Source organism: Actinomadura sp. CNU-125 (genome assembly GCF_001942465.1).
Classification (GTDB): domain Bacteria; phylum Actinomycetota; class Actinomycetes; order Streptosporangiales; family Streptosporangiaceae; genus Spirillospora.
This window is the reverse complement of record NZ_MKJY01000099.1, coordinates 53,427-66,806: the sequence shown is the minus strand read 5'-3', so window position 1 is coordinate 66,806 and position 13,380 is coordinate 53,427. Positions and strand designations below refer to the sequence as shown.

10 protein-coding genes are annotated in these 13,380 nt (G+C 73.8%); all 10 read right to left on the bottom strand.

Annotated features, from left to right (window positions below; genetic code table 11):
* Window positions 1-2,319, bottom strand: a 2,319-nt coding sequence (locus tag BJF79_RS13135) for a hypothetical protein (RefSeq protein ID WP_083733391.1), incomplete at its 3' end; no start/stop codon positions are given.
* A complete protein-coding gene (locus tag BJF79_RS13130; RefSeq protein ID WP_075897435.1) occupies window positions 2,316-3,644 on the bottom strand; it encodes an AAA domain-containing protein in 1,329 nt (442 codons plus the stop codon). The genes BJF79_RS13130 and BJF79_RS13135, both read right to left, overlap by 4 nt.
* A gap of 20 nt (window positions 3,645-3,664) precedes the next feature.
* On the bottom strand, window positions 3,665-5,899 hold the full coding sequence (locus BJF79_RS13125; protein WP_075897433.1) for an AAA domain-containing protein: 2,235 nt from the start codon (window positions 5,897-5,899) through the stop codon (window positions 3,665-3,667).
* A 186-nt stretch (window positions 5,900-6,085) separates the two neighbouring features.
* Window positions 6,086-6,388: a hypothetical protein gene (locus BJF79_RS13120; protein ID WP_158079161.1), complete on the bottom strand. Its 303-nt coding sequence runs from the start codon at window positions 6,386-6,388 to the stop codon at window positions 6,086-6,088.
* A gap of 13 nt (window positions 6,389-6,401) precedes the next feature.
* Complete coding sequence (locus BJF79_RS13115) at window positions 6,402-8,102, bottom strand: WD40 repeat domain-containing protein (RefSeq protein WP_262401950.1); 1,701 nt, start codon at window positions 8,100-8,102, stop codon at window positions 6,402-6,404.
* Window positions 8,103-8,548: 446 nt separating this feature from the next.
* On the bottom strand, window positions 8,549-10,336 hold the full coding sequence (locus BJF79_RS59675) for a hypothetical protein (protein ID WP_262401948.1): 1,788 nt from the start codon (window positions 10,334-10,336) through the stop codon (window positions 8,549-8,551).
* 4 nt (window positions 10,337-10,340) lie between these two features.
* The gene (locus tag BJF79_RS13110) at window positions 10,341-11,564 is read right to left on the bottom strand and encodes a lipase/acyltransferase domain-containing protein (RefSeq protein WP_083733390.1); all 1,224 of its coding nucleotides are present in this window, start codon (window positions 11,562-11,564) and stop codon (window positions 10,341-10,343) included.
* Between the two features lie 350 nt (window positions 11,565-11,914).
* Window positions 11,915-12,286, bottom strand: coding sequence for a hypothetical protein (locus BJF79_RS13105; RefSeq protein ID WP_075897427.1), 372 nt, complete (start codon window positions 12,284-12,286; stop codon window positions 11,915-11,917).
* 97 nt (window positions 12,287-12,383) lie between these two features.
* Window positions 12,384-12,770, bottom strand: a complete 387-nt coding sequence (locus BJF79_RS13100) for a roadblock/LC7 domain-containing protein (RefSeq protein ID WP_262401947.1) — start codon at window positions 12,768-12,770, stop codon at window positions 12,384-12,386.
* Window positions 12,767-13,330 (bottom strand): hypothetical protein, encoded by a 564-nt coding sequence (locus tag BJF79_RS13095; RefSeq protein ID WP_075897423.1) that lies wholly within the window; start codon window positions 13,328-13,330, stop codon window positions 12,767-12,769. The genes BJF79_RS13100 and BJF79_RS13095 overlap by 4 nt, the downstream gene beginning before the upstream one ends.
* Between the last annotated feature and the right edge of the window lie 50 nt (window positions 13,331-13,380).

Sequence of the window (13,380 nt, the reverse complement as noted above, 5' to 3'; positions counted from 1 at the left end):
CGGACGGTCGGCGCGGTCGGCGCCGTCGGCGCGGTCCAGGCCGAGCACGACGGCGGCGCCGCGGCGCAGCTCGGCCGCGGGCACGCGGGCCCGCTCCCACCGGTCGAGGACGGCCCACGGGTCGTCGAACCGTCCGATCTGCTCGTGCACGACCGTGGTGAAGCCCTCCGGGCCGCGCGCCATCCGGGCCTGCTCCAGCAGCGGCAGCGCGGCCTGCGCCGCCACGCCGGGACGGGCCGGGACGGCCGCGTCCGCGACGCCGTCGCCCGAAGCCGGGGCCCGGCCGTCCGGCGGCGACACGCCCAGCGCACCGGCGAAGGTGTCGGCGATCGCTCGTCCGCGCAGCAGCAGCCCCACCTGGCTCACCCGCCCGGTGCGGGCGTTGTGGCCGCCCTCGCTCAGCGGGGAGAAGCTGCCGAGCAGCACGTTCTCGCCGCTGAGCACCGACCGGACGCCCGCGTGCCGCTTGCGGACGTGGACGCCCGCGTCCTGTGCGGCCGACAGTTCCGCGAACGCCTTGCCGACGTTGCCGACGACGGTCGTGGGCGGATGCACGAGATGGACGCTCGCGCCCCCGGCCGCGACCTCCCGGATCTGCCGGGCCATCGCGTCGTTCGCGACCCGCGGGTCGATCCGGTCGTCGGTGATGACCAGCCGGTCGCTGCGGGTGGTCAGCGCGGACGCGATCAGGTCCCGGTGGGCGCTGTCGCGGACCAGCTCCACCGACGGATTCCGGTCGGTGACGCGGCGGATCGCGGCGAGGAGCGCGGCGTGGTACTCGGCCCAGCTCTCGGCCCACAGCTTGACGCTGGCCGCGTCGGCGTTCGCGGTGTCGAGCTCCGGCAGGTGCTCGGCGAGTTCCGGCCGCGGCGGGCGTCCGGCGATGCCGTCGAGGTCGTCCGGCCGGATCTCGATGCGCGCGCCGTTGCCCGCGAACGGGTAGTTCTTGCGCGCCCACAGCAGCGCCTCGGCGATGCACCGCGGGGTCGGGGGGCCGTCCGGGGCGGGCTCGACGAGCACGCCGAGCTCGCCCTTGTCGCCCTTCTTCTCCGTGGCGAGGGGGCTGCGTGCCCCGAAGAGGGCGCGGCGACCGTCCTGGATCACCATGCACGCGTCGGTCTGGGTGCTGCGCTCCTCGAAGAGGACCTGCGCGGGGCGGCCGGTCTTCAGCTCGTTCAGCGCGGTCCGGACGGGCGCGTCCAGCGCGTCGGACGAGCTGCGGCCCCACAGCACGACCAGGCCGACGCCCTTCTCCAGCCGTTCCCGCAGCAGGGGGAGGCACTCGTTCAGCGCGTGGTAGTAGATGAGGGGGCTGGAGATGACGAGCTGGTTGCGGGCCGCGCCGATCAGGTCCTCTACGGCCCACTTGTAGCCCGCGGTCCCCTCGATCAGGGTGACGGACGCGCGGGCCCGCTCCGCGTCGGCGATCCGCTCCCCGATCGTGGTGGCCAGGTCGCGGAGCTTCACCTGGTCGCCGCCCGCCGCACCGACCTCGACGTCCGGCAGCCGCGCGACGATCCGCGACATGTCCGCGAGGAGGGTCTGCAGCGTCTCCGGCGGGGTCAGGGCGTGGTCGGCCTGCCCCTTGAACTTGCGGACGAACTCGTGGTCGGGCTGCTCGTCGACCAGGTTCATGAGGTGTTCGGCCATGCGCTGCCGGGCCCGGCTGCCCCACATGTGGTCGTCGTCGACGAGCCGGACCACGAGCCGGTCGGTCTGGGCGTTGATGCTGGCGGTGACGTGCACCGACAGCCAGCGCAGTTCCTCGGGCGGCCGCAGCACCGGGCTGCCGAACCCGACGTCGAGGACGTTGTCCCGGAAACCGGCGGTCCGCCGGTCGTACCGGACGGCGGACTGGACGGCTTCCAGCAGGTCGCTCGCCGACAGATCGGCCTCGGTCACCCCGTGGTGCGCCGGGAGCTCCAGGCTGCCCTCGCGGGAGCGGCGGTCGCCCCGGTGCTCCGGGAAGATCTGCCCGGTCACGGGCTCGAACAGGAAACGCCTCGTCTCCTGCTTGGTGGAGACGTCGCGCAGCCCGCCCGCCATGAGGCTCTCCCGGGCGCCGTCGGTCAGGTCCAGTTCGCCCGTGTCGAACCGGACGAGCACGTGGCCCTTGCTCCACAGGCTGTGGACGACGTCGACGATGATGCGTTCCGGCAGCCCGAACAGGTCGACCTGCTGCTCCACGGTGGTGCGGTCCGCCGCGATCGCGCGGGCGACGAGGTCCTCCAGCGTCGTCAGCCCGCTCTCGGGGCCGAGCAGCACCTTGAGGGCGACGAGCCGGCACGGGATCGCGAGCTCGACGGTGTTGCCGTTCATCGCTCCGCGATCTCCTCTCCCGGGACGACGACGCCGTGGCGCTTGATCGTCGAGGTCACGATCTCCCACCGGCTGCCGCCGTTCTCCGCGAAATGCCCGAAGTTCCCGACCACCACCAGCAGCCGCCGCGCCCGCGACAGCAGGACGTTGGCGACCTCCTGCCGCCCGACGTGCCCGATGTTCCCCGAGACGGTGTTGCCGGTGCGCGTCGTCCGGACCAGGGACACGATCACGCGGTCCGCCTCGCGTCCCTGGAAGGAGTGCGCGGTGTGCACCCGGCCGCGGAGCAGGTCCTTGTTCTCCAGCAGCCGCTTCTGCGCCCGGTACGGGGTGAGGACGACGAGTCCGTCGGGTTCGTCCTGCGGCAGCGGCGTCGCGAGCGGCGCGGGACGCATCCGGTCCACGAGCCGGTCGATGAGGCCGACCTCCCCGAGGTTGAACCAGAACGGCTCCTCGACGCAGTCGTCGAGCCCGGCGGTGTCCACCCAGACGAGCGGACGGTTCTTCAGCGGCGCGGGACGCGTCACCCCGTGGTCCACGTCGGCCATCGCGGACGTGTCGAGGAAGCTCTTCGGCAGGCCGTCGTCGTCCAGCACCGGCGGTTCGAGCGGGTAGAAGGCCCGCCCGACGGGCTCGGCGATCGTCCGGTGCATCCGGAACTGCAGCGTCAGCCGTCCGAGCGGTACGGCGTTGTGGCTCACCGCGGCGGTCGTGCCGTCCTCGGCGGCGGCGAGGTCGTCGAAGAGGTGCCCGAACATCTTGAGCACCCGCTCGCGCTCCCTGCGCTCCTCGAAGTGCTGCCGCATGTCCTTGTCGGCGTGGTCGCGCAGGCTCGCGAGGAACTGCCCGACCTCCTCCTCGCGGTGGGCGCCGAGCTGCCGGTGGTCCCCGATCAGCGTCCACCGGGAGCCGAGGACGAGCGGGATCACGACCTCGGTCGGCCACGCCTTGGCCGCCTCCTCGACGATCACCCAGTCGAACATGTCGCCCGGATCGCGCACGGTGTCGGTGATGGTCGCGGCGATCGAGCAGGTGGCCAGCACCACGCTCGCGCCGCTCTTGATCCGGTCGGTCAGCTCGATCTTGTTCGAGGTGACGCTGCTCAGCCACTCCTCCGCGAGCGGACGGTCGTGCGCGGTGAGCGGCCGCGGGCGCTCGTCCGGCGGCAGGTCCTCGAACGCCCGGCGCTGCTCCGCGGTGAGGGAATCGGGATCGAGCATCCATTTGAGCCGCGTCTCGATGCCCTCCGCCACGCGCTCGGTGAGCATGCTCAGCGTGTGCTTGCGCACCTCCGCGTTCGTGACCTTGTCCTCGTCGTCCTGCACGCCCGACGTCTCGCGCAGGATCAGGCGTCCGGCATCTCCTTGATGAGGCGTGCGGCGATGTTGTCGAGGGCGTAGTTCGACTGGGCGCTCACCAGGACGCGGGCGCCCGGCTCCTCCACCAGGAACCGGCGCAGGGCGTGCGCGGCGACCGTCGTCTTGCCCGTCCCGGGCGGGCCCTGGAGGGCGTAGAAGGGATGCAGGGCGAGCATGTCGTTGATGCGGTCCGGCGCGTCGCCCTCAAGGTTCCCCAGCGCCGCGTCGTCGGCGGACGCCCAGCGTCCCCGGCCGAGGTCGTAGGCGATCGGCTTGCGGAGGCTGCGGATCAGCGCCGACTGGCTCTCCAGCATCACCCGGGCCTGGCTCTGCCTGCTCATCTGCGGACCCGACCCGCTGTCCTCGGCCGGGCGGAGCCAGCCCACGTTCGGGACGACGTCCTTGCCGAACGGCTTGACCACGATCGTGTCGCCGTCCTTGCGCTCCACGAACTTGACCTTCATCCGGTTGCGGCCGAAGTAGGGGCCCTTCTGGCGGCCCGGGACGACCTCCAGGGCGATGTACCCGGCCTCCTCGGCCTCGCTGTCGAGGTTCTCCACGAAGTCGCTGAGCCGGGGCCGCCGCTTGGGGTCGGCGCTGTAGGCGGTGAGGAGCGGGTTGCGGTGCCGCCATTCCGAGTCCCGGTACTCGTCGAAGACGAGCACGGCGAGCCCCGGGTCCTCCGCCTTGTCGATCCGGGTGAACGGGTACTTGCGGGCGTCGAGTTCGGTCCGCTGGTAGGCGAGCAGGAAGTCGAACGAGCGGAGGAACTCCTGCTCGTCGGCCGCACGCCGGCGCGTCCGCTCGACCTGGTCCGTCAGCGGCAGCCAGGACGGGCGGTTCCGGCGGACGTGCGCGAGGCTCTGCCCGGGGTAGAACGGGACGACCTCGATGCGGCCCGCCTTCCGGCGCGGCCTCGCCTGGACGAGGGCGTGCGCGTGGTTGCGGTCCTTGAGGTACTTGATGACCAGCGTGTCGTCGTGCCGCTCGCCGCGGCGCCTGCTGATGAGGTCCTCGTCGTACAGGTAGGCGCAGAACCAGACGGCCTGCTCCCCGATCAGCACCCAGCGGGCCTCTTCGAGCTTCTCGGCGTCGTCGGTGGCGTAGCCGACCGCCCCGGTCGGCGACCAGACCAGCTCGGCCCTGCGCAGCTCGCGGACGTAGAAGTTCTTCAGCTCCTCGCGGCCCGCCGGGGTGTCGGGGCTGTGGCTGATCCACTTGCGCAGCTCGAAGATCGTCTCGACGGACTGGTCGGGCATGAACGCGACCAGGCGCGGCATCTCCACGTCCTCCGCGTTCTCCCAGAGCTGCCGGATCCCGTCCCAGTGCTGCTCCAGCCGCCGCGACGCCTGGAAGGACGTCGGCCGCGACTCCGGGGCGTCCCGCAGCATCTCCTGCAGCAGCGTGGTGAGCGGCTTCGGCAGGTCGAACCGGCCGGTGAGGTGGCTGTGCATCTCCCGGTGCAACCTGGCCAGCGCGTCCGACAGGGCCGGACCCTCCGCGGCGCGGGCCGCCTCGTACGCGTCGGGGAGCAGCTCCGGAATCGGGCCGCAGAACCACTCCCAGCCGAGGACGCCCATGCCGAAGACGTCCGTCGTCTCGTAGTCGCGTTGCCTGGGGGCGCGCTCGTCCAGCAGGAAATCGAGCGTTTCGGGTGCGAGATACGCGAGGTGCCGTGCGTTCTCCATGCCGGGCGGAGGGGTCAGGTAGAGCATCCGGACCAGTTGCGTCACCTGCTCGGAATCCTGCAGGACGGTCCGCCGCACGAGGTTCCCGATGAGCGCGCTCATCTCGAACCGGGTGAGCTGCAGGGACGGGGCGTCCTCCCCGTGCCGCCGGACGGCCCGCAGCGCGCCCATCGTGAGGTTGCGGTGCATCAGCCGGGCGCCGTGCAGGTGCGTCAGCGCGTCGAGCAGCACGCTGAACATCTCCAGGGCCGCGGTCGGTTCCGCCCGCGCCCAGTCGACGGTGTCGTCGACCGAAAGCTGCTGTCCGAGGCTCTCGGTGATGGTGAAGGCGACGCCTTCGGGTGCGTGGAAACTGCCGCTGACGATCTTCGGCAGCGCCGGGTGGTCGAGCGCGTCCAGCCGCAGCAGCCCCCGCACCTCGTGCTCCCACAGTTCACCGGCGAATCCGTGAATCTGGAGGAAGAGGGTCACCTCGTGGCGCATCGCCTCGTCGCCCGGCCGGTGCAGTTCCGCGCGGACCAGCAGGTCCGGCACAACGACCTCCGGCTCGCCGACCTGCTCGTACGGACCGTAGGGGGCGCCGGGTTCACAGAAAAGCCGATCGATGAGTTTCGGATAATCCTCCGGCAAATACGCTCGCACTGGTCAATAGTGCCAACATTTCCCTGCAGACGTAAGGGATTCGGACCACTCCCGGACCACTCCCCCAATTCGGGGGACCTAGGTCATCTCTGCCAGGTCGAGGGCCAGCAGTCCGTCGTCCATTCCCACCACGAGCACCCCGCGTGCGTCCGGTGTCCCGGGGTCCCCTGGGACGACGCAAAGGGAACGGCACGGCGCGCCGAGGGGGATCGTACGCAGGCGGGTGCGTGCAAGCGGGTCCCAGGCGCGTACCGTCCCGTCCTCGCCCGCCGACAGGAGCAGCGGCGTGCCGTCGGCCCGGGGGCAGAGCGCGAGGGCCTGCACCCGGCCTTCGTGCCCGGGCGGCAGATCGGCGAACCGGCCCGCCGTGCCGCGCCACACCCGGATGCGGCCGTCACCGGCCGTCGCCGCCACAAGCGCGCGCGCGACGTGCGAAGGCGGCGACCGCGCGGACGTTGCCGTGCCCGGGCGCGACGCCGATCCGCCGCCACGTCCCGCTCGCCGCGTCGAACGTCCGGACGGGTCCGGTGTGCCAGCCGGTGACGAGCGTCCCCGCCTCCCCGGCGCAGCCGGAGAACGCGGTCAGCAGCTCGGAGTACACGCCGGGCCCGGCGGAACCCGCGCGGTCGGCGTCGAACAGGTTCGTGCGCTCCCCGGTCAGCGGATCGAGCCCGTACACGTACCGTCCGTGGCGGGACGGACGGGCGGTGCGGCGCGGCTCGACCGCCAGCAGTGCGCGTCCGGACGCGCCGGTGAACGCGGCGAGCGCACCCACCGGGCCGTCCGGCGGGTGCGGCGGCGCGGCCGGTTCGCCGTCCGCGCCCCGGCGGAAGGACACCCCGTCGTCCTCGTCCAGGACGGCGAGGACGCCGCCGGGCAGTGCGTCCACGGCCCGGACGCGGCCCGCACCGGCCGAGCGGACCGATGGCCCGGCGGCGTCGGGGTTCCACACCTTGACCGTCCGGTCCTCGCCGCAGCTCGCGAGCCGCGCGCCGCCGTCCGTGCCGAACTCCGCCAGCGCGTCGACGGGGCCGTGATGCCCGGTGAGCACGGTCGCCTCCCCCGCCCGCTCGCCGACCCCGAGCAGGTGGACGACGCCCTTCGCGGACGCCGCCGCGACGGTCGACCGGCCGACGGCCGCGAGCGCCCGCACGCCGCCGGGGACGGGTGTCGGCAGGGGCCGCGGCCCCTCCGCGTCGAGGTTCCCGTCGACGTCCCACACCAGGAGCCGCTCGTCCGTCCCGGCCGTGACCAGCAGCGCGCCGTCCACGACGGCGACGGCGCCGAGGGGGCCGAGGCCCGCGTTCCGCTTCCGCGTCCACCGGGTGCCGCCGCCGCCGAGCGGGTCCCAGATCCGCATCGTCCCGTCGTCGCCCGCGCTGACCAGCCGGGTCCGGCCCTGCGCCGGCGGCAGCGCGGCGAGGGCGGTGACGTGCCCGATGTGGCCGGTGAGCGGGTCGCCCGACGGTTCGCCCGTCAGCGGGTCGAGGAGCCGGATGCGCCCGCGGTTGGTGCCGACCGCCAGGTGCACGGCGCCGTCGGCGTCGGTGAGGACGGCGCTGGAGACGTACCACTCGGGCGTGCCCGCGCGGTGCACCTCGTCCGTCTCCAGGTTCAGCAGCCGCATGCTGCCGCGGCTCCGGCTCTCGTGCGTCGTCACCAGCGTCCGCGTGCCGTCGCCCGCCTCGACGAACGTCATGGTGAGGATGCGGCCGTCGCCGCCGATCGCCGGGGCGACGGCGTGCCCGGTCAGCGGGTCCCAGATGCGGACCTTGCCGTCCTCGTCGCCGGTGGCCAGCAGCCGGGCGCCGTCCGCGCCGCGCAGGCTCGCGGCGGCCTGCACACGGCCGCCGTGTCCGGCCAGCGTGAGGTGCGGCGTGTGGCGGCGCAGCGCGGACCAGCGCACGTCCCAGGACGTGACGGGGACGGGGACGGCCCCGGCGCCGTCCGCGAGCGACCGCGGGCCGACCGCCCGGGCCTTCCCGAGGCGCCGCAGCCCGCGCCGGTCGTCCGGCCCGGCGCCGTCCGCGAGGTGCGCGGTCGTCACCGTCCCGAGGACCTCGTCCGGGAGCGCGCTCAGGTCGCCGCCGCGCATCGCCTCCGCGCTCACCGCGCGCGGATCGAGCCGGTCGAGGACGTCCGGGCGGACGCTCAACTCCTCCCAGGCCCGGGAGAGCGACGCGGTGAGATGGCCTGGCAGATGCCGCGCGAGGTACGGGTTGAGCGCACCTTTCTGCCGCTCGGCCAGCGCGAGCAGCGCCTGCACCATCGCGAGCCGGTGCCGCGGCGCCTCCTTCGCGCTGCGGAAATGCTCCTGGAACGTGCGATGGGCGAGGCGGTACACGGACTGGCCGTCGTCGGCGTCCAGCATGATGTACGGCGCGGCGGCCTCCTGGACGCGGCGGAGCCGCTCCCCGTCGATCCGCTCCCGGCCGATCGCACCGGCGGCGGTCGCCCAGACACGGTCGGCCAGCGGCAGGCCGCGGCCCCGCGCGAGCGCGAGCGCCTCCAGGACCTGCTCCGCGCCCGGCACCTCGCGGTTCACCCGCTTGACGGCCGCCGCGAACAGCCGCACGTAGTCGCCGCCGCGCAGGTATTCCGGGTCGTCGCCGTACTCGGGAGGCGGGTCGTCGCGCTCCGGATCCCCGCGGTCGTCGCCGCGCTCGGGACGCGGGTCGTCGCCCAGCAGGGACCCCAGTTCGTGCCTGCGCTCGGGACGCAGCAGGCCGGGGTCGGCGAGGATCTCCCGGACGGCGAGGTTCGCGTACAGGAACTCGTGCCTCCCGTTCGCGACCAGGGACGCGACGCGTGCCACGACTTCGTCGAACCCGTCCCCGGGGTGCTCGGCGCGCAGCGGTTCGAGGGAGCGCGTGACCAGCTCCGCCATGTCGTTCGCGTCGCTCGTGAGCCACAGCGTCGTCGTGGTCTTGGAGTCCGTGCCGTCGGCGCCGAGGGCGGCGAGCAGGTCGCGGCGCCCGTCGGCCGGGCGGTCCGGGCCGTCCAGCGAGGACGGCCGGGTGCCGACCGCCACCCGGATGTGCGAGAACGCGCGCGAGCTGCCGCAGCAGCCGCGCGAGCGCAGCGGCTCGGCCGCCTCGTCGAGCGCGTCGGCCAGGATCCGCAGCGGCGCGGCGCGCTCGCGCAGCCGCCCGAACAGCCGTCCGGTCCGCTCGCTCGGCGATGGCGCGGTGCCGAGCGAGCCCGCGCCCGCCGCGCCGCCCGCGCGATCGCCGCGGTGACGTCGTCGACGGACGCGCCCGTCAGCGGCAGGAACAGGTCGAAGCCGGGCGTGCCGTGCGTCCGCGTCCAGCCCATGCCGGGGAATCCGGCCCGGGTGAGCAGCTCGCCGACCTCGGGGTGGCCGTGCAGCGCGACGTTGCCGAGCACGGTCGACTTGCCCGCGCCCGCGCCGCCCGTGACGACGTACATGCCCGCGCCCGTCCGGGCCAGCCAGTCCGCGATGCCGACGCACTCGTCCCGCCGGTCGACGAAGTCGCGGCCCAGCTCACCGAGCGCGCCGCCGATCCGCAGCCGCTCGAACGGGGCGCGCTCGCCGTCCGGCAGCGCGTCGATCAGGGCCCGCAGCTCCGCGTGGACGTCCAGCGGCGCGGCGATCGGCTCGGGCAGCCGCGACGCCCGGACGAGCCCGCGCACGCCGACGATGCCGGGCGCGCTGACGACGCCCTGCTCGTCCGCCGCGAGCCGCTCCTCCAGCCGTCCCGCGAAGTCGCGCAGGTTGATGACGTCGTCGTTGTCGCTGTAGGTCGCGAGGACGTCGCCCAGCGCGGCGCGAAAAACCGACAGGTAGCCCCGGCCCCGGGCCGCGCCCGTCGCCACCAGGATGAGGCGTTCCCTGGCCCCGGCCAGCAGCAGCTTCGCCTCCAGGTGTTCCACGAAGGTCCGTGCGCCGCACGCCTCCACCAGGACGAACGTCCACTCGGCGCCGTGCCCGCGCTCCCCGACGTGGGAGATGACGTGCTCGGCGAGCGCCTCGGGGAGGAGCGCGGCGTCCTTGCGCATGCCCTTCTTCCCGGGGACCACGAGCGACGCCGAGTCCCGGTTCGACTCGCCGTGCCCGAACCACAGGAGCATCGACGAGCGTCCGCCCAGCTCGGCGCCCCAGTGCTGGAGGCGGGCGTCGGTGGCGCCGAGGTCGCGCCCGGCGCCCTCGTCCCACACCTGGTGGACGCCGCCGAGCGGGGCCAGCAGGTCGGCCACCGCGCGTGCCTCCGCGGTCGCCGCGATCGTCCGGTGGCGGGCCTCGCGGTACTCGTCGAACGCGAGCGGGACGACGAGGAAGGAGGCTTCGTGGGAGGGGGCGTCGTCCACGGGGTCAGTCCCGGACGAGCACGATCTGGGTCACGGGGTCGGACCCGGCGGAGACCGCGATCCGGTACAGGCCCGGCTCGTCGAGGACGGTCGCGGCGACGAGCGCGCCCGTGCCGCGGTCGCGGTACGGCTTGGGGCGGGCCACCGGACGCCCGTTGCCCAGCGCGTCCTCGACCTCGATGCTCACCCGGCCGGCCGCGCGGGCGTGTTCGACGACGATCTCGAATTCCTTCCCGGTCTCGGCGACGTCGGGGACCACGAGGCCCGGCGCGTCCTCGTCGCCGTCCGGGTCGTCGTCGCCGAGCGCCGTCCCCAGCCGGACCCGGTCGACCACGCCGCGCACGATGTCGAGCGCCGAGCGGGTGCCCGCGAGCGCGCCGTGCTGCTGCCCGAGGGTCACCGGCTCCGGGCCGCCGGGAGGACCGGCCGAGTAGCGGAACACGGTGCCGTCGCCCCGGTGGTCGACGGGGACGGGCCGTCCGTACTCGTCGCGGCGCAGTTCGTCGTCCTCGTCGCGGAGGAAGCCGTGGGGCAGAAGGTCCGCGGTCGTGTTCCGGATCCGGAGGGCCTGGTCGGTCGCCTGGCCGGTGCCGATGACGAGCCGATGGCCGGGCAGGTTCGCGGGGCCGGTGAACGCGCGGGTCCGCCGCGCGCGCCGGAACAGCTCCCGGTCGGCGCCGAGCGCCACGGCGTCGGCCTCGCCGAGTTCGACGACGTCGTCGTCGCCGGTCAGCACGCACCGGTAGGCGGGCAGGAGATCGTGGACGCCGGGGAGCGTCCGGGCGAGGTCTCGCAGGGCTTGGTGTTCGAGCGGCACACCCCGTCCGGTGTTCAGCATCCCGACCGCCTTGACGGCGCCGTGGAACGGCGTGCCGAGGGTGACCGTCGCGCGGACCTCGGCGGCCAGGTCGGGATGCCGGGCGCACATCGCCGCCGCGACGAGGCCGCCCATCGAATGCGCGACGATCACCGCGCGGGGTCGCGGGCCGTCGGCCGGACGGGCGCCGTGGGCGCGCCAGGCGTCCAGGTGGGCGCGCAACCCGGTCGCCAGCCGATCGGCGTTGAACTCGACCGAAAGGCGCCAGTCGTAGGCGAACTTCAGCAGCGCGTCCGGATGCGCGAGCGCCTTTTCCATCCGCCGGACGAGCTTTCCGTACGGCTCGATCCCCTTGAGGAGGGGCGCCCACTCGACGGTGTCGAGGAGCCCCGCGGGGACGATCCGTCCCACGTGCCCGTCCCGTTCCTCCGGTGTGACGGCGAGTTCGGCGAGGCCCTTGCGGTGCCGCCAGCGCGCCGCGTAACCGCGCGGCTTTGCCGACGCCCCAGAGCACCCGTCCGGACTCGGCGTGGACGAGCCGGCTGCCCATGATCCCCGGGACGATGACGACCGCGTCGCCGCTCCGGACCGTTCTGACGGGCGGCGGCGTCCAGGAACCTTGCGCGTTCATTCACGTCAGACTAGCCGGAAATGGCATACCGAATTAAGACACGTCCACTTTTAGCCAGGCACTTCGGGAACGGTAATCACTGCCCGGTCCCCGCCGCCCGGCGCCCGCCGCGGGGACGTTTTGCCCTTCTTCAGATTTCGAGGTTCTGCTCGATGTCCTTGAGCCGGTGCCGCGCGAGCGCCAGGTTGGCCCGCCCCCGGTCGAGCACCGCGTACATGAACAGGCCCTTGCCCTTGCGGCCCGACACCGGCCGGATGATGTGGTACTGCGAGGAGATGCTGATGAGGATGTCCTCGATGTCCTCCTGGATGCCGAGCTGCTCCATCGTCCGCAGCTTCGCCCGCACCACCTCGGTGTTGCCCGCCGCCGCGACCGTCAGGTCGAAGTTCTGCGAGCTGCCGAGGTGGCCGAGCGCCATCCCGCTGCCGTAGTCGACGACCGCGACGCCCACGGCGCCGTCGATCGCCATCATGTCCTTCAGGGCCAGATCCAGATTGGGCATGTGTCTCCCCTTCCATTCGGGTTCTCTGCGTTCGGGGCGTCTTAGCTCTGGTTGCACGGGTTCCGGTTCCCGGGGGTCCGGTTCACGGGGGTCCGGTTCATCTCCTGCTGGCCGCGAGGAGGGCCGCGACGGCGCGCGCCACCGGACGCGCCTCCAGATGGAGCCGGCCGACATTCACGTCCCCTTCCGCGAGCACCGTCAGCGAGGCGGCCGGCCCGGCCGCGTACGTCACCACGTAGCCGGCGCCGCGGACGACGACCTCGTGGAACCCGCCGCCGTGCGCCGTCTCCACGACCCGGTTCGCGAGCCCGAGCTGCGACGCCGTCACCGCCGCCATCGACGACGGCTCGATCGACGGCGGCAGGTCGTGCGCGATCAGCAGCCCGTCCACGGACGCGACGAGGCTCCCGGTCAGCCCCGGAACCTTCCGCAGCCCGAGCAGTTCGGCCTGCACCTCCGCCTCCAGCACTCCGGCTCCCGTCACAGCTCGACCAGCGCGGCGCGCAGCCGCTCCAGCAGTTGGTGGTCGGCGGGCGCCCAGCCGTCCCGGGCCGGTCCGCCGTCGAGAAGGAAGTCGGGCGGGGCCTCGCGCGCGGCGTCACCGGTGTCGCGGTCCGCCGGTGCGCCGGGCCGGACGGCCCGCACCAGTGACGCCGCCGCGAGGCCCCGCACCGACAGCAGGCAGCCGAACACCGTCCGGCCGAGGTCGCGTGCGAGTTCGGCGGGCGTGTGCCGCCCGTCCGCGTTGAGCAGGATCTCCGCCTGCAGCCCGGTCAGGAAGACCCGCTGCCGCCGCACCCGCCGGACCGGGACGACCGGTGCCGCGTCCACGTCCGCCGAGGGCCATTCGGCGTCCAGCAGGGCCCGCCGCCGGTGCAGTTCGTGGGCGAGCGTCGCCGCGGTCACCGGGCGGGCCGGGCCCCGCGATACCGGCCCTTCGGTGAACCGCGGCTCGCCGTCCGTCCCGAGCAGGAAGCACGCGGCGTCGAACAGCGCGATGGGTTCCGCCCACCGCCCCGCCGTGTACCGGCTCTCGGCGTGCACGACCGCCCCGGCGGCGACCTCGAACGCGCCGAAGTCGCCGACCCGCAGGA